This is a genomic window from Corallincola holothuriorum (assembly GCF_003336225.1).
GTDB classification, from domain to species: Bacteria; Pseudomonadota; Gammaproteobacteria; order Enterobacterales; family Neiellaceae; genus Corallincola; species Corallincola holothuriorum.
The window spans coordinates 384,315-399,694 of the sequence record NZ_QPID01000001.1 but is presented as its reverse complement, the minus strand read 5'-3'; the positions used below and the strand labels follow the sequence as shown (position 1 = coordinate 399,694).

17 protein-coding genes are annotated in these 15,380 nt (G+C 47.0%); 5 read left to right on the top strand and 12 right to left on the bottom strand.

The features are described 5' to 3' along the window. The first annotated feature begins 5 nt into the window (after nucleotides 1-5). On the top strand, nucleotides 6-794 hold the full coding sequence (locus DU002_RS01625) for a glucosaminidase domain-containing protein (protein WP_114336598.1): 789 nt from the start codon (nucleotides 6-8) through the stop codon (nucleotides 792-794). Next, nucleotides 791-1,462, top strand: a complete 672-nt coding sequence (locus tag DU002_RS01620; RefSeq protein WP_114336597.1) for a DUF2987 domain-containing protein — start codon at nucleotides 791-793, stop codon at nucleotides 1,460-1,462. The genes DU002_RS01625 and DU002_RS01620 overlap by 4 nt, the downstream gene beginning before the upstream one ends. On the opposite strand, the gene ttcA is transcribed toward DU002_RS01620, so the two are convergent. The 12 genes from ttcA to ccoN all read right to left on the bottom strand — a co-directional run bounded on the left by ttcA (nucleotide 1,463) and on the right by ccoN (nucleotide 12,196). After that, on the bottom strand, nucleotides 1,463-2,362 hold the full coding sequence (gene ttcA, locus DU002_RS01615) for a tRNA 2-thiocytidine(32) synthetase TtcA (protein ID WP_114336596.1): 900 nt from the start codon (nucleotides 2,360-2,362) through the stop codon (nucleotides 1,463-1,465). It lies immediately after the preceding gene. 97 nt (nucleotides 2,363-2,459) lie between these two features. Next, a complete protein-coding gene (locus tag DU002_RS01610) occupies nucleotides 2,460-3,041 on the bottom strand; it encodes a hypothetical protein (RefSeq protein WP_114336595.1) in 582 nt (193 codons plus the stop codon). Nucleotides 3,042-3,147: 106 nt separating this feature from the next. After that, the gene (uspE, locus tag DU002_RS01605; protein ID WP_114336594.1) at nucleotides 3,148-4,083 is read right to left on the bottom strand and encodes a universal stress protein UspE; all 936 of its coding nucleotides are present in this window, start codon (nucleotides 4,081-4,083) and stop codon (nucleotides 3,148-3,150) included. Between the two features lie 153 nt (nucleotides 4,084-4,236). Beyond that, nucleotides 4,237-4,950: an FNR family transcription factor gene (locus tag DU002_RS01600; RefSeq protein WP_233496388.1), complete on the bottom strand. Its 714-nt coding sequence runs from the start codon at nucleotides 4,948-4,950 to the stop codon at nucleotides 4,237-4,239. A gap of 95 nt (nucleotides 4,951-5,045) precedes the next feature. Beyond that, nucleotides 5,046-5,720, bottom strand: a complete 675-nt coding sequence (locus DU002_RS01595) for a sulfite exporter TauE/SafE family protein (protein ID WP_114336592.1) — start codon at nucleotides 5,718-5,720, stop codon at nucleotides 5,046-5,048. Beyond that, entirely contained in the window at nucleotides 5,717-5,911 is a 195-nt protein-coding gene (gene ccoS, locus DU002_RS01590) for a cbb3-type cytochrome oxidase assembly protein CcoS (RefSeq protein WP_114336591.1), read from the bottom strand. The genes DU002_RS01595 and ccoS overlap by 4 nt, the downstream gene beginning before the upstream one ends. Continuing rightward, nucleotides 5,908-8,316, bottom strand: a complete 2,409-nt coding sequence (locus tag DU002_RS01585) for a heavy metal translocating P-type ATPase (RefSeq protein ID WP_199405136.1) — start codon at nucleotides 8,314-8,316, stop codon at nucleotides 5,908-5,910. Before DU002_RS01585 ends, ccoS begins: the two co-directional genes overlap by 4 nt. A gap of 47 nt (nucleotides 8,317-8,363) precedes the next feature. Then, a complete protein-coding gene (locus tag DU002_RS01580) occupies nucleotides 8,364-8,858 on the bottom strand; it encodes a FixH family protein (RefSeq protein ID WP_114336590.1) in 495 nt (164 codons plus the stop codon). Between the two features lie 131 nt (nucleotides 8,859-8,989). Then, the gene (gene ccoP, locus DU002_RS01575; protein WP_114336589.1) at nucleotides 8,990-9,943 is read right to left on the bottom strand and encodes a cytochrome-c oxidase, cbb3-type subunit III; all 954 of its coding nucleotides are present in this window, start codon (nucleotides 9,941-9,943) and stop codon (nucleotides 8,990-8,992) included. 3 nt (nucleotides 9,944-9,946) lie between these two features. Next, nucleotides 9,947-10,120 (bottom strand): cbb3-type cytochrome oxidase subunit 3, encoded by a 174-nt coding sequence (locus tag DU002_RS01570; protein WP_114336588.1) that lies wholly within the window; start codon nucleotides 10,118-10,120, stop codon nucleotides 9,947-9,949. Between the two features lie 9 nt (nucleotides 10,121-10,129). Continuing rightward, nucleotides 10,130-10,741, bottom strand: coding sequence for a cytochrome-c oxidase, cbb3-type subunit II (gene ccoO / locus DU002_RS01565; RefSeq protein ID WP_114336587.1), 612 nt, complete (start codon nucleotides 10,739-10,741; stop codon nucleotides 10,130-10,132). A gap of 15 nt (nucleotides 10,742-10,756) precedes the next feature. Then, nucleotides 10,757-12,196 (bottom strand): cytochrome-c oxidase, cbb3-type subunit I, encoded by a 1,440-nt coding sequence (gene ccoN, locus DU002_RS01560; RefSeq protein WP_114336586.1) that lies wholly within the window; start codon nucleotides 12,194-12,196, stop codon nucleotides 10,757-10,759. A 237-nt stretch (nucleotides 12,197-12,433) separates the two neighbouring features. Between ccoN and DU002_RS01555 the strand changes: the two genes are divergently transcribed. From DU002_RS01555 to DU002_RS01545, 3 genes are all read left to right on the top strand, one after another. Then, nucleotides 12,434-12,880: a hypothetical protein gene (locus DU002_RS01555; RefSeq protein ID WP_114336585.1), complete on the top strand. Its 447-nt coding sequence runs from the start codon at nucleotides 12,434-12,436 to the stop codon at nucleotides 12,878-12,880. A gap of 114 nt (nucleotides 12,881-12,994) precedes the next feature. After that, the gene (locus tag DU002_RS01550; RefSeq protein ID WP_114336584.1) at nucleotides 12,995-13,216 is read left to right on the top strand and encodes a hypothetical protein; all 222 of its coding nucleotides are present in this window, start codon (nucleotides 12,995-12,997) and stop codon (nucleotides 13,214-13,216) included. A 142-nt stretch (nucleotides 13,217-13,358) separates the two neighbouring features. After that, the gene (locus DU002_RS01545) at nucleotides 13,359-15,347 is read left to right on the top strand and encodes an AAA family ATPase (RefSeq protein ID WP_158537928.1); all 1,989 of its coding nucleotides are present in this window, start codon (nucleotides 13,359-13,361) and stop codon (nucleotides 15,345-15,347) included. Nucleotides 15,348-15,380: the final 33 nt, after the last annotated feature.

Sequence of the window (15,380 nt, the reverse complement as noted above, 5' to 3'; positions counted from 1 at the left end):
GTTGTATGGTGACTAGAGATACCCGCTTCATTTTCAGTATTGCCCTGATCTCGTTGCTGAGTTTAAGCATGATCAGCTATTTTCGTACGCCAGACGTTGTTGAAAAGGAAGAAGTGGCGAGCGCCAAAGATCTTCCTGATTTCGCCGCCATTGGCGATGTCAAAACGAAGAAAATCGCCTTCTTTCGCTACCTAAAGCCATTTGTGATGGCGAACAACGCTGAGATTTTAGAAATGCGGCGCCAAGTTGAAGGATTCCTCGATGAGCTGCAAGCAAAAGGTAGCTTGTCGGCGAAGTCTCTCTATCAACTGCAGGCGATGGCCGTGCGTTACCGTATCCAGTCATTTTCAGTATCAGATGAAAGTCTCAACAGACTATTAAAGCGCCTGGACATATTGCCGTATGAACTTGTGCTGGTGCAGGCTGCAAACGAGTCCGCCTGGGGAACATCAAGATTCGCTAGGGAAGGGTATAACCTGTTTGGGCTTTGGTGCTATCGCCAAGGCTGTGGCATGGTGCCGAAGGCGCGCAATGACGGCGCCGTCCATGAGGTCGCCCGTTTCGCTTCGATGGAAGAGGCGGTTTACGCTTACTTCTTGAACCTTAATACCCATCCAACCTATAAGCCGCTTAGAGACATTCGCCAAGCCCAGCGTGAAGAACAACGGCAGATCAATGCTAACGAGTTGGTCTCTGGATTGGTCGGATATTCTGAACGTGGTGAGGCTTACGTTGAAGAGCTAGCCGCTATGTTACGCTACAACGCCAAGCTATTTACGGAGTTAACACAATGACATCGTGCAGTACAAAACTGTTTGTTGGTTTACTGCTAACCATCGGCTTGGCGTACGGCACGCAGGCGAATGCAAATACCTTAACGATGGAATACAAGCCATTCTATCAGCGACTTAAGGTGCTTTATCAAGGTGATTACCCTGATTCTAATATCGTTTTTCGTCTACTAGAAGCTGGTGCAAGTAACGCGGCATGTGCCATCGAGTCAGGGAAAATATTTAATAAAAACTATGAGTTACCACTTGTCTATACAAGCGGGTCGGTATTGTTAATTCCTTATGATAGGAAGCTGTACAGTGACAAAGCGGTTGTCGCCTTACAAACAAAACAGCCTTGCGAATTGACCATTGCATTAGCGCTAAAAAGACCGAAAGCCAGTTATGACGCCGACGAGTTGGTTAAACAACTTAACCAGCTTTACGCGCTGATGAGGGATTTTGCTGGGGTCAGCAAGTTTATGCTTCCAGAAATTGTCGGTGCCACACTATCTTTCGATGCAGAGAGCGAAGTCACACTTATTTCGTCCGAGGCTGGGGATGACGTAACCGTGTTAGTTAGCCAAACCGATGAGATACAACTTTCATTAGCGCAGCTGTCGATGGCAAACCGATTAACCATGAGTTCGGTACCAACCTCTATCCGACTTTGGTTGGCACCGAAGAAGTAATTAGCTGACTTCGATTATTTCTAAGCGTTCACCTGCGTTGATATCTTTGTTAACAGGCTGGCTAGCGAATGTTTCGTTATCGAAGGCGGTGTCACCATCTTCAACAGGTGCACCGGTCGCTTCTATTGAAGCAAAATCGTATAGCTGATGATCGGCTAGGTGAGATGGAACAACATTCTGCATCGCCCGAAACATTGTTTCTATCCGTCCAGGGAACCGTTTGTCCCAGTCACTTAGCATCGCCTTGACTGATTGGCGCTGCAGATTTTCCTGAGAACCACATAAGTTACATGGGATGATCGGGAATCCTTTATGCTCGGCAAAAGGGATAATGTCTTTTTCTCTGCAGTAAGCCAACGGACGAATAACAACATGCTCACCGTTGTCGCTAACTAATTTAGGTGGCATTGATTTCATCTTGCCACCAAAAAACATATTCAGAAAAAGCGTCTCCAAGATGTCATCTCGGTGATGGCCAAGGGCAATTTTAGTCGCACCAATCTCTTTTGCGGTTCGATAGATGATGCCGCGACGCAACCGACTACAAAGTGCGCAGGTTGTTTTTCCCTCAGGCACTTTTTCTTTAACAATACCGTAGGTGTCTTCCTCAACGATCTTGTACTCAACGCCAAGATCTTCAAGATAAGCAGGCAGGATATGCTCCGGAAAACCAGGCTGCTTTTGATCCAGGTTGACGGCCACTAGCTGGAAATTAACCGGTGCACTCTTTTGTAAATTTTGCAGGATCTCAAGCATGGTGTAGCTGTCTTTACCGCCGGACAAGCAGACCATGATCTTGTCGCCCTCTTCGATCATATTAAAGTCAGCAATAGCACGCCCGACAGAGTGACGTAAGCGCTTATGTAATTTATTGAAGTTGTACTGTGCTTTGGGTTTCATGGTGCGCCCTGAAGTTCGATGACAGATCAAAGAGGGCGCACATTATACGGATTGCCGCTAGATAAGGTAAGCGTTATTAACTAGCACATGTAACTACCTACCTCGCCGCACCTGCTAGGCGACGCATCAATTTTGCGCCGGGCAATGCTAAACGAAAGTGAATATGCCGACGTTTTGTCTTTGTATTCTTGTGAATGTCACTTGCAGTAGGCTGAGCCATAGTCGCTTGTTCAGTGTCTACCAGTGAACAGCAAACAGAGGTAAGGAACCGATAAACCTGCAACAACTCCACTAATTGCATGTTGGCATACTCACTGTCGTAATCACCATAAACTACACCTTGGCGAGTAATAAGTAGCGTTGAAGAGGGGTTTAGTTCGATATCTCGTTCATCATAATTATGCAACCAAGCAGCAAACAGTGAACGAATAGGGCAGGTAGTGGGCATATCTGCGAACCACTTAAAGGCGCTGTCACGATTGACACCAACAATCTTGATACCTTCGAGGTAACGCCGCGGTTGGCCTTCGTATATCGTCGCATAAAGCCCCATCGGTACATGGGTTTTTTCATATAGCGAATTGGGCTGCTGATCTATCCAACTCAGTATATCTTCAGCTAAGGTCGCTTTACTGCGCCGCAACTCTTCGAGCAGCGCTTCACTTTGTTTAACGTGCATAAGGCTATCCCTTTTAAGGTGCAGCCTTTTAACTCATAGCTGCACCGACTGTTCTCTGGACAGCGGGGCTTCAAGCCCCCCAGGCTATTGTTATTATTTTTTTACCTTAATCATCAAGTTCAACCGGAGAGACAAACCCCGCCGGTTTTAGTGCTAATACATCACAGTTCAAACTGTCAATAATATGCTCAGCGGTATTCCCAATCAAAGCCGCTGACAAACCTGTTCTACCGATAGAACCCAAAATAACCAGCTCAGCATCAAGATCGTCAGCTAAACGGGGAATAATATCTTCCGGTAGGCCTTCTTTTACGTGGCAGTTGCAAACATCTATACCGCCATGTTCAGCTTGTTTGTGTAACTCTTTCACATGGTGATCGCAAACTGCTTCGTTATAAGATTTAGGATCAAATTCTGGGATCTCAATGGCGATATTCACTGGTGTACCCGGGTAGGTATTAACCAAATGAACATCCGCATCCAATAGGGTTGCCATATCATTGGCCGCCGTGACGATCTGCGTGTTCAACGAGATGTGCGCCTCTTCTTCACTGCCGGAATTCACCGCAGCAAGAATGTTACCTTTAGCTGGCCAGGCATGTTGTTTTACCAGCAGCACAGGTACGGGTGACTTGCGCATTAAGTGCCAATCAGTTGGTGTGAAAATAACAGACTTAAGTTTGTCATGTTCATGAGTGGCTTTGACAATCAGATCATGGCCATCACGGAGCACTTCCTGAATGATTGCTTCAAAAGGACGATTGTGCCACACGACTTTTACCTGAATAGGCAGCTCGCGATCAGCATAGCCATCAATAACTTCAGTTAACCATTCTTCACGCTGGCTGATCACACCACGGCGCATAGCTTCACGCTCTTCGCCGGAAAGCATGGTGGTCATCTCATAGGAAAAGTCATAAATTGCCAAGAAGACTTTGATCTGCGCACCGGTCTTTTCGGCCAGTTCAACAGCCCGACTAAGTGCCCCTTGCTCACTGCGCGTAGGGTCAACAACGACAAGTAGAGAATTGAAGTTTGCCATACATCCTCCAAGCCCAAAATAAAGGGGGTTTGTGCTAAGGATAGACTACTGGGCTCGTAGTTAAATGTAGGCTTTTTAAATCAAAAACGGTAGGGAAGGAGGTTGCGCTGGATCAACCATTAACCAATCCAGCGCAAAAACAGATGAGAGATGTTACTCGCCGCTTGCGCCGGCTAGCTCGGTCAATTGGTCATCATCTAAAATAGTGATGTATTTGCCCTTAACTTCTATCATTTCGCTTTTCTGGAAACGTCCGAGAAGTCGGGAAATAGTCTCTACCGTCAGGCCTAGATAGTTCCCTATATCGCCGCGAGTCATGCTAAGGCGGAACTCTTTTGAGGAGAACCCACGTTCACCAAAACGACGAGACAAACTGTAAATGAAAGCGGCCAACCGCTCTTCAGCACTCTTCTTACTAAGTAAGACAATCATCTCTTGGTCGCCAACAATTTCGTTACTCATCAAGCGCATTACCTGATGACGAAGTTTGGGCATGGCACCAGACAGGTCGTCTAATGTGTCGTAGGGGATCTCGCACACCATCGCAGTTTCTAATGCTTGAGCAAAGCTCTGATGTTGACCCGTGTTAATGGCATCAAAGCCGACAATATCACCAGCCAAATGGAAGGCGGTAATTTGCTCTTCACCTTGCTCAGTGATGGTATAACTCTTAACAGTGCCAGAGCGGATAGCGTAAAGCGCCTTGAGCTCGTCGCCGGCTTGAAAAAGCTCATCACCTTTATGGATCGGCTTTTTCCGCTCAATGATCTCGTCTAACTTATCGAGTTCACTATCGTTAAGTGTAAAAGGAATGCAGAGTTGGCTGATACTGCAGTTTTGACAATGAATTGCACAGGCGCCGTTCATAACTCTAGAGCCTGCGGCTCCACTGGCTTTATCGTATCCCATTACGTTACCTAAATATTGCACAGATACGTAATGATACACACTATTTACCTTGTTTAGAACCAACTGGTACGTTCTAGCGCACTATATAGTGTCAACAATCCTAAACTAATAACCATGATCCCAAACAAGTTACGTAACTGTTTGTTCTTTAGTACTCTTTTAACCTGCTCACTAAAAGTACCAATACCTATCATTGTTGGCATTGTACCGATGCCAAACGCCAACATTATTGCAGCCCCATGCCATGGGCTATCAGCGCTTAACGTCCAAGTCAGTGTCGAGTAAACCAGACCACAAGGCAGCCAGCCCCATAGAAAGCCGTAACAGGCAGCTGATTTCAGCGAGGTGATAGGTAGAAACTTAACTGAAATCGGCTGCAGCTTCCGCCACAAACCCTGGCCGACCAATTCAAATTTGGCTAAGCCTAAGTACCAGCCCGAAATATAGAGTCCAGCCAATACAATCATCAAGCCTGCCAGCAACTGAAATGCTGTGACAATAGATTTAAGCGCCGACAATGAGGTTAAAGAGGTAGACGCAGAGGCAATAAGTGCACCTGCAATAGCATAACTACTAACACGACCGAGTGATAAAAACAGTGAACGCAGGAATGCATGGCGATTTGTGCCAGTGAGAATTGCAGATGCCAGGCCACCGCACATACCCGCACAGTGGCCACTACCTAGCACGCCAACCATAAAAGCCGCGACGACTTGATTTTCAATCATTTGGCGGACTTGCCTGACTGTGCTTTGGTTGCGTCTTTCACAGGGGTGTTTTGCTTCTCATCAAACAGAATGTCACTCCCATGGCGCTCCAAATCCTCAAACTGTTCACTACGCACGGCCCAAACGAAAACGCCAATGGCGACAAAGACAAATATAATCGCGATAGGGATCAATACATAAAGTATGCTCATTTTCGATTCAGTAACCTTAGTGAGTTGGAGACAACGAGTAGACTGCTTAAGCTCATACCAAGTGCTGCGAAATAGGGCGCGATATATCCGCTGACAGCCAGCGGAATGATGCATAAATTGTAGGCCAATGCCCATGCCAAGTTTTGCTTGGTAATACGCATCGCACGTTTTGACAGATCCAATGCATCAATCAAAACCGTTAACCTGTTACTGGGAAGGATCGCATCTGCGCTGACCTTAGCCAAATCCGTGCCGCCGCCCATGGCTACTGAGCAATGGGCCGCAGCCAGCAGTGGTGCGTCATTAACACCGTCGCCAACGGCCAAAGTATATTCGCCATCATTTTGCTTCTGGCGAATATATGCCAACTTATCGGCAGGACGTTGGCCAGACAGATAACGTTTAAGAGACAAGGCCAAGAATGACTTTTTCAATCGGTTGGAGTCATCACCCGTTAAAATAGTGGTTTGGATCTTTCGCGACTGCAGCGCTTGCAATGCGCTGCTGGTATCTTGTCGCAAATTATCGTCAACATAAAAGGCGCCAACAGGGTGTTCGGAAAAGCAGATCACAGCGCTGGCATCTAGCCATGGGGTAGGGATTGAAATACCATTTTCTTGCAACCAACCAGGGCGCCCTAACCAGATTTTCCTTTGTTCGATGGAGCCTGTAACACCATCACCATGGTATACCTGAATATCGTGGACTTGGGGTAAGGGCAGCGATAGATGACGTGCCTTAGCCATGATAGCAACTGCTACCGGATGCTGTTGCCCTAGCTCAAGCGCTGCGGCCTGACTTAAAACATCATTCTCTGAGTGACCGGTCGCAACCGCAAACGTTGAAACGACAAGGTCACCTTCGGTTAAGGTGCCTGTCTTATCAAAAATTACTTCGGTTACCCTAGATAAGGCTTCAAGCACGTTACCACGCCTAACCAACAAACCTAGTCGACTCAGATTGGCATAGGCGCAGGTAATTGCAGTTGGCGTCGCCAAACTTAAGGCGCAAGGACACGTCGCCACGAGTACAGATAGAGTGATCCAAAAGGCTTCAGTGGCATCAATCTGTAACCAAGCAATATACGTAGCAATCGAAATAATGAGTAAGCCCGGAACAAACCATTTAGCGATCGCATCTGCAATGTGGGCTATTTTAGGTTTATCTTGCAAGGCCGAGGCTTGTAGCCGTACAACATCGCTCAACACGCTATTATTGCGGCTGCGTAGCACCTGACCAGTAACTATCTGATCGCGGTTAACGCTGCCGGCATAAATAGTTTCACCGACACTTTTTTGCACAGGATAACTCTCACCTGTGAGCATCGATTCATCAAAACGGCTTTGACCGGTACTAATGATAGCGTCCGCGGGAATAGTTTCCCCGGGGACGATACGAATGAGATCACCTTCCGTCAGTATTGACGCTGCGACCAGTTCATACTCCCCGAACTGGTTTTGCTTATTGGCCTTAGCTGGCAACAACTTAAGCAGATTCGAACCTGTTTCGCTGGCGCGCCGCCGCGCTTTCATCTCCAGGAATCGTCCTAACAATAGGAAAAAGGCGAACATAGAAACCGATTCGAAATAGACTTCGCCAGTACTTAAAACGGTGGCATAGGCACTACTTGAATAGGCTAGAAGCAAGGCAATTGAAACAGGAAGATCCATGTTTAACTGCAAAGCTTTCAGTCCTTGGAGTGCATTGCGATAAAAGGGTAGAGCGGAGTAGAGTATGACGGGTGTGGCCATAATCAAACTTGTCCAACGCAAAAGATCCCTGAACTGATCCTCTAAGTCACTGAACACGCCAAAATAGAGCCCAATTGCAAACATCATCACTTGCATAGTCGCAAGCCCGGCGATCCCTAAACGTATTAAATAACGTTGATACTGCTTGCGAAACTCAGCCTCTTCAACGCCGGGCTGAAAAGGCGTTGCACGATAGCCAATGGAGCGTAACTGAGCGAGGATCTCAGACAGCTTTATCTCTGACTGCTCCCAAGCGACGACGACCCTGTGGGTTGTTGTATTAACGCTGACCTTATAGACACCGGCAAGTTGCCCAACATGGTGCTCTATTAACCAGGCGCAGGCCGCGCAGCGAATACCATCAATGGTCAGTATGGTTTCATTGTGATTTTCGCTGTTGGTGGCAACGAACTCTTGCTGTACTTCCTGAAGATCATAGGCGAGCAATTCGTTGAGTTGCTCCGTATTCGGTACATCTGTTTTGTCTGAGTCTGTTGTGCGGTAGTCATAAAAACTTGAGAGCCCGGCATCGACAATGCTTTGCGCAACCGCTTGGCAGCCGGGACAGCACATCGGCTGTTCGTTGCCGCCAATCGTTACAACTCGTAGAGGGCCCGCAGGTATGGGGTCACCGCAGTGAAAACAGTCAGTCAAGTATCGCTCCTAAAACTGCAGGCCTTCTATTGTGCACAACACGAACGCTATGGGATCAGCGCAATCTGTGTTTCGTTGGGGTAGGTGAAGGTTTTCTGCAGACGCCAATCATCGGTTAGAGATTCAATAGATAATCGCCACTTACCATCAAAAGAGCCATCGATGGAGGTGCGATAATCACCATTGGCATCAGCGGTTAACAGTTGATGGATATCGCGGTCACTGATGGTTGGGTGATACAGGTGAATGCGTAAGGCGCCAAGCGTGGCCGGAACAGTACCTTGGTGGCTTACACGCAATTCAACGTCACCGGACTCGGATTGCGCAATCAAAACTTTGAGCGCGATACCTAGTTCGGCAGCGTGTTTTTCTCGCGCTAACTCAAGGTTAATTGCCTTTCCTTCTTTATAGTAATCGTCGATTACCATGTTGGGCGCATTGTTTGCGGCAATATATAGCGTGCTAAAACTAGCAATAACTGCCGCGCTTGGCAGTGCGATCAGAAACCAGGGCCAAAACTGCTTATACCAGGGAGTTTGCATAACGATTCCAATGTAATAGGGCGGCGCTATTATACTGCGCTAGCTTGAACCTGACACTAGTGCAGAGCGTCTTTAACAGAAGAAATAAAAAAGCCGCTTAAAGTAAGCGGCCTTTATTCCTGAGTGCAGGCTTATTCAGCTGGCTTTTCGGGGTTGGATAAACGGTAGACGTAGGCAGAGATAATATGAACCTTGTCTTCACCTAGAATATCTTTCCAAGCAGGCATCACACCGTTACGCCCGTTACGCAGCGTTTCTAATACCGCGCTACGTGAACCACCATATAACCAGATGTTGTCGGTTAAATTCGGCGCACCAAGTGCTTTATTACCTTTACCATCGGCACCGTGGCAGGCTGCGCAAACTGCGAACTTCAACTTACCAGCTTGCGCTTCCTTATCGTTTACCTTACGGCCAGACAAGCTCAAAACATAAGAAGCAAGTTCTTCGATCGCTTGCTCGCCCATTGAGCTCCAGCCCGGCATTACACCTTGACGACCGTGCAGTAACGTCTGACGGATTGTTTCAGGCTCACCGCCATACAACCAAGCGCCATCGGTCAGGTTAGGGAATCCAGTACCACCTCGGGCATCAGAACCATGGCATTGCGCGCAGTTTTGCAGGAACAAGCGTTGCCCGATACGCAATCCTTCCGGATCATAGGCCAACTCAGCGATAGGCTTCTCAACGAAAGGTTTCAATACCTCAGCAAAGCGCGCATCTTTCATCGCAACTTCACGATCGTATTGAACAATACCTTCGCCTTTAGCTGCTTCAGCGCGTGATTGCTCTAGCGATAAGATGCCTTGGTTAGAGCTTTTCCACCCCAGCAATCCGCCAAAGTTACCTAACCCAGGATACAGTGCCAAATAGCCCAAACCAAAGATGAAGGTCACGATAAACATGATGCTCCACCATCTCGGCAGCGGGTTATTCAACTCTTCAATGCCGTCGAAGCTATGGCCCATACTCTGGCCCTCTTCAACACCCATTTTGTCTTTTAAACACCACCAAAGAATGCCCGCACAAAGTATCAAGCATGCAAAGGTGAGGACGATAATCCATAAACTCCAGAAGGTACTCATTCTTTAAGACTCCTGCTTGTTGTCTTTTTCCTGTTGGGCATCTTTGTCGTCAAAAATCATGTTCGCGGCTTCATCGAACGCTGACTTCCTACGCTTACTGTACGCCCAGACAACAATCCCAATAAAAACCACCAGGATGATGACAGTGATAACACCTCTAAATGTTCCGTAATCCATCATCGCACCTTATTTGAGTGCTTTACCGAGTGATTGAAGATAGGCCACCAATGCATCAATTTCGGTTTTGCCTTCAAGCGTAGCAACGTCAGCTTCGAGTGCCGCGTCATCGCCATATGGCACACCAAAATTATCGCGGAAAACCTGCATTTTCTTCAGCGTAAGTTCGCTAGATACAGCATTTTCAGCTAACCACGGAAAGCCCGGCATATTCGATTCAGGGATCACTGCGCGAGGATCGATCAGGTGTAAACGATGCCACTCATCACTATAACGCCCACCAACTCGAGCCAAATCTGGCCCGGTACGCTTAGAGCCCCAAAGGAATGGATGCTCCCATACCGACTCTCCGGCCACAGAGTAGTGACCATAGCGTTCAGTTTCAGCGCGGAATGGACGGATCATTTGACTATGGCAGCCGTTACAACCTTCACGGATATATATATCGCGGCCTTCCATCTCTAACGCGGTATATGGACGCAAGCCATCAACTGGTTGCGTTGTTTCCTTTTGGAAGATGAGCGGTGTGATTTCAACCAAACCGCCAAAGCTAATGGCGATGACGATAAATATCGCCAACATGCCAACATTTTTTTCTATAAGTTCGTGTGAAAATTTCATCTGTTTCGCGCTCCCTTATGCTGGCTGAACTTCGCCGTCGACCACTTCTTCAAGTGAGCCGTCGGGCGCTGCTATGGTCTTGAAGGCGTTATATGCCATCACGAACATACCTGCCAGGAAGAACACTCCGCCAACAAAACGTACGAAGTAGAACGGATACGATGCTTCTAGTGCTTGCACGAAGCTGTAGGTGAGGGTGCCGTCGGTGTTAACCGCGCGCCACATCATCCCCTGCATTATACCGCTGATCCACATAGCTACGATGTACAACACCACACCGATTGTTGCTAACCAGAAATGTACATTCACTAACTTAGTGCTGTACATGCGGCCTTGGTTAAACAGTACTGGGATCAGGTGGTATACGGCACCGATGGAAACCATCGCCACCCAACCTAACGCGCCAGAATGAACGTGACCAATGGTCCAGTCAGTGTAATGGGAGAGTGCATTTACCGTCTTAATCGACATCATTGGACCTTCAAAGGTCGACATGCCGTAGAAAGAGAGAGAAACAATAAGGAAGCGTAATACCGGATCCGTACGCAACTTATGCCAAGCACCAGACAGAGTCATGATACCGTTGATCATTCCCCCCCAAGACGGGGCGAATAGAATAATTGACATTACCATGCCAACAGACTGTGTCCAATCGGGCAGGGCGGTGTAATGAAGGTGATGTGGGCCTGCCCAGATGTAAAGACTGATCAATGCCCAGAAGTGAACAATTGATAAGCGATATGAGTAGACCGGACGTCCAGCTTGCTTAGGTACGAAGTAATACATCATTCCTAAGAAACCTGCGGTCAGCAGAAAACCTACCGCGTTATGTCCATACCACCACTGAACCATCGCGTCGACAGCGCCAGCGTAAATTGAGTATGACTTCCACAGTGATACAGGCATCGCCATGCTGTTAACAATGTGCAGTATGGCAACGGTGATAATGAAAGCGCCAAAGAACCAGTTTGCCACATAAATATGTGACGTTTTGCGAATAGCTAGCGTACCAAAGAACACCACAGCGTAGATGACCCAGACGACAGCAATTAAGATATCGATCGGCCACTCAAGTTCTGCATACTCTTTTGAAGTAGTCAGCCCCATCGGCAAGGTGATTGCCGCAGAGACAATAACGAGCTGCCACCCCCAGAACACAATGCTAGCTAACGAGCCACCAAAGAGTTTTGTCTGACACGTGCGCTGGACAACATATAAAGATGTCGCCATTAATGCACAAGTACCAAATGCGAAGATAACCGCATTGGTATGAAGAGGTCTTAATCGGCTGTAGGTCAGCCAAGGAGTTTCAAAATTTAATGCTGGCCAGATTAACTGGGCCGCGATTAGAACGCCGACCGCCATGCCGACAATTCCCCAGATGATGGTCATCACTGTGAATTGGCGTACTACGGTGTAGTTATAATCAGCGTGAGAGGTGGTTGCTTGGCTCATATTCGGGCTTCCGCTGCTGCTTTTTGCTACGTTGTTCGACTTAAGAGGTCGAATCGTTAAATTGTTATGGTGTTTCAGTAAAAGCGCCAGTTAAAATCACAAAATATCAGTGGTTTTTAACCTAACGTTAAACCGGTCGGCATTCTACGTCACTCATTTGTAAAAAGATAGCGATGACCCCACACAACAAATGGGCTTCTAATTAAAGATTTTCGTAGTGAGAGAAAGCGCATGCTAATGAATACATTCCACAAGCTTTCACCATTTTTGTTGGTAGTTTTTATCGTCTTTACTTTGCAATCTTGTGGTGAGCACGATGCACCAAAAAACCTGGATAGTAATGATTGTCGCCCACAACTAACTAAATGCAATACAACAGTCGCAGGGATAACTGCTGCGTTTTGGCTGGAACAAGAAGAGTACGCCAATGAGATCCCACTACCGATAAACATAATGCTTTCTGAGTCATCAGCTGTTGTCATCGGTAGCCAACTGACTGGTGACAATATGTATATGGGATACATCCCCGTATTGCTCGACCAACATAAAGTGGGGCATTTTAAAGGTGATATGTATTTAGCGAGTTGCACCCAAAACGATATGCGCTGGATACTGACACTTGAAGTTCAGAAAGCTAACGCCGAAGTAATAGAATTTCAGTTCGTTTTTTCAGGGCCGAACTAGTCATTGCCACGCATTCATCGACAAGATATTGCACCATTTTTGTTTTAGCTCATCATACAGCGCTAACGGTCCTCGCATTATTAATGCATTAACTAACTACATACAGAGAACACCGTGAGCGAACAGAAGTGGAAGTGGTTATTTAATTGCTTGATGGTACTGGGTATCGCAATGGTCGCTACGGGTGTGTCTATATTTTTGTTTACCGATCTCGCCAGTACAGGTGGCGTTGCATCCATTCGTTGGGTTGCGTTACTTATTGGCGGAGGGTTGTTTGTCCTGATCCCATCTAAAATATTTGTCACGCTCATCCTAATGCAAGGCGATAAACGGTAGCGTCTAATAATTGGTGATTTAACATAATATACATTATGCGCACTTCGCATTGGCGCTACATGCAAATAGGATGTTTCGTTCACCACTGTATCGTATACTTCACTCATTAGACGTTTGATATCACTAGCTATTGAGGATCCCTTTGCTTAAAACGCCAAACCCACTGCCAGCCTCTGCCATCGGCCCAGAATTTTTAAAGCAGCCCTTAGCGCCTGACACCCGCGATACTTCAGCCTGCCAAGTCGACTTGTCGCTCGGTCAGACAGCAGCCGTCGAAACTATTTCCATCGCCTTCTCCGACGCGTGCCGCGGCCAACACATATTCTTTAATTCCCGTGGCGGCTTTGACGACGAATCTTTAATAGCTGATCTTTTGTCACAAGGCTTATCTGCAGAGCACCAATTGGCTAGCCGAGACTGGGTTTACGTACCAAGAGCAAACAATCCTTATTGCCCACGTTTACTTTCGCTACCTCCTGCATCTGCAGAAGTTTTTTGCCAAGAGATTAATCAGTACTATCAAGCGTTGCAATCAGATGCTCAAGGCCCATCGTTTGAGTCGATTCTTGCAGCCTACGGTGATACTGAAAATTTAAGGGGTTATCTCGCTGAATTGGCCTTGGCTGATACTGATGTGGATATGAGCCCTGCGGTATTAGTGAGTCATAGCCAAGTCAATGAGTTTCCTTTAATACATTGCTATCGCTTGGATGAGCGCCGCTTGTTTGGTGAGATCCGCTACGAAACACAAGCCGGCACTGTCATTACCAATCAGCAACTATTGCAACCCGGGCTATTACACCTGGCCAATGGTGGTGTTTTGGTTATAAAAGCTGAACATCTCATTGAGCGTCCTGATATCTGGGGACGCCTAAAAGCGGTTATTTTGACGGGGATGCTCGATTGGTTGCCACTTGAAGGTCAACACGTTGCCACAGCATTTAACCCTGAACCCGTGCCATTAGATATTCGCTTGATCCTTATAGGTGATCGTCAATGTTTAGCCGAATTAGAACTTCAAGATCCTGAATTCACTGAGTTTTTCTCACTTATCTGCGATATAAGAAGTGTTTTTCAAGTAGATAGCTCCGCTGACCATCTAAAATACCGGCTGTATATCAAACAGTTAGCCAAAGCACGAGGTTTACTGCCGCTGTCCGACTCGGCGCTGGATTCAGTGTTACTTTGGTCGTCTCGACAATGTGAAGATAACAAACGGCTGTTACTCACCAGCAGAGAGCTGGGTAATTTGATGGCACAAGCCTGTCATTACTGTCATGCCGAAAAATCGTTGCAGCTGGATAAGAAGCACATAGAGAAAGCGATCGCTGCTTCTAAGAAAAGACTGAGCCTTGTTGCTGATGAACATATGTATGGCATTGAGTCCGGTCAGGTGAAATTGCAACTGACCGGTAAACAGATAGGCCAAATTAATGGTTTGACCGTGATTGATGCTGCAGGTGAACAGTTTGGAGAGCCAGCTCGGATCACGGCCTCCGTTCATATCGGCGATGGTGATGTCATCGATATCGAGCGTAAAGCTGACATGGCTGGCAATATTCACGCTAAAAGCACCATGATTTTAAGTGCTGTTGTGCATAGCTTGTTTTCAAGGGATACACCTTTACCCCTGTCCTGCAGTTTAGTGTTTGAGCAGAGCTATTATCACGTAGACGGTGACAGCGCAGGGCTAGCAGAGTTACTCGCCCTGCTCTCTTCGTTCAGCCACCTGCCGATCGACCAAAGTTTTGCGGTGACAGGTGCGATCGATCAGTTCGGTCAGGTCATGGCGGTCGGCGGTATAAACGAAAAAATTGAAGGTTTTTGGCATGTGGCAAAACGTATGGCACCAGAGCAAAATGTCTGTGTGATCCTACCGAAAGCGAATGCTAACGAATTAAACTTGTCAGAAGAAACAATTGAAGCGATCACCAATGATAAGTTGAAACTATATCCCGTTGATACAGTGGAAGAAGCGATCGCGTTAACGATGGCAAGGCCTGCCGGTGAACTAGATGAATTCGGTGACTATGGCGATGAATCGGTATTCGGTCGTATTCAACGGCGAGTTGACAGTATTCATAGCCACGAAAAACCATCGATTTGGTCTATGTTAAACCCATGGAAGTAATATTTCCGCTGATCGGAGTTGTTCAGCGTACAC

Excerpts from the sequence above, each read along its gene's own strand:
- DU002_RS01625 (WP_114336598.1), top strand. The coding sequence starts at position 6 with ATGGTGACTAGAGATACCCGCTTCATTTTCAGTATTGCCCTGATCTCG.
- DU002_RS01620 (WP_114336597.1), top strand. The coding sequence starts at position 791 with ATGACATCGTGCAGTACAAAACTGTTTGTTGGTTTACTGCTAACCATC.
- ttcA (WP_114336596.1), bottom strand. The coding sequence starts at position 2,362 with ATGAAACCCAAAGCACAGTACAACTTCAATAAATTACATAAGCGCTTA.
- DU002_RS01610 (WP_114336595.1), bottom strand. The coding sequence starts at position 3,041 with ATGCACGTTAAACAAAGTGAAGCGCTGCTCGAAGAGTTGCGGCGCAGT.
- uspE (WP_114336594.1), bottom strand. The coding sequence starts at position 4,083 with ATGGCAAACTTCAATTCTCTACTTGTCGTTGTTGACCCTACGCGCAGT.
- DU002_RS01600 (WP_233496388.1), bottom strand. The coding sequence starts at position 4,950 with ATGAACGGCGCCTGTGCAATTCATTGTCAAAACTGCAGTATCAGCCAA.
- DU002_RS01595 (WP_114336592.1), bottom strand. The coding sequence starts at position 5,720 with ATGATTGAAAATCAAGTCGTCGCGGCTTTTATGGTTGGCGTGCTAGGT.
- ccoS (WP_114336591.1), bottom strand. The coding sequence starts at position 5,911 with ATGAGCATACTTTATGTATTGATCCCTATCGCGATTATATTTGTCTTT.
- DU002_RS01580 (WP_114336590.1), bottom strand. The coding sequence starts at position 8,858 with ATGCAAACTCCCTGGTATAAGCAGTTTTGGCCCTGGTTTCTGATCGCA.
- ccoP (WP_114336589.1), bottom strand. The coding sequence starts at position 9,943 with ATGAGTACCTTCTGGAGTTTATGGATTATCGTCCTCACCTTTGCATGC.
- DU002_RS01570 (WP_114336588.1), bottom strand. The coding sequence starts at position 10,120 with ATGGATTACGGAACATTTAGAGGTGTTATCACTGTCATCATCCTGGTG.
- ccoO (WP_114336587.1), bottom strand. The coding sequence starts at position 10,741 with ATGAAATTTTCACACGAACTTATAGAAAAAAATGTTGGCATGTTGGCG.
- ccoN (WP_114336586.1), bottom strand. The coding sequence starts at position 12,196 with ATGAGCCAAGCAACCACCTCTCACGCTGATTATAACTACACCGTAGTA.
- DU002_RS01555 (WP_114336585.1), top strand. The coding sequence starts at position 12,434 with ATGAATACATTCCACAAGCTTTCACCATTTTTGTTGGTAGTTTTTATC.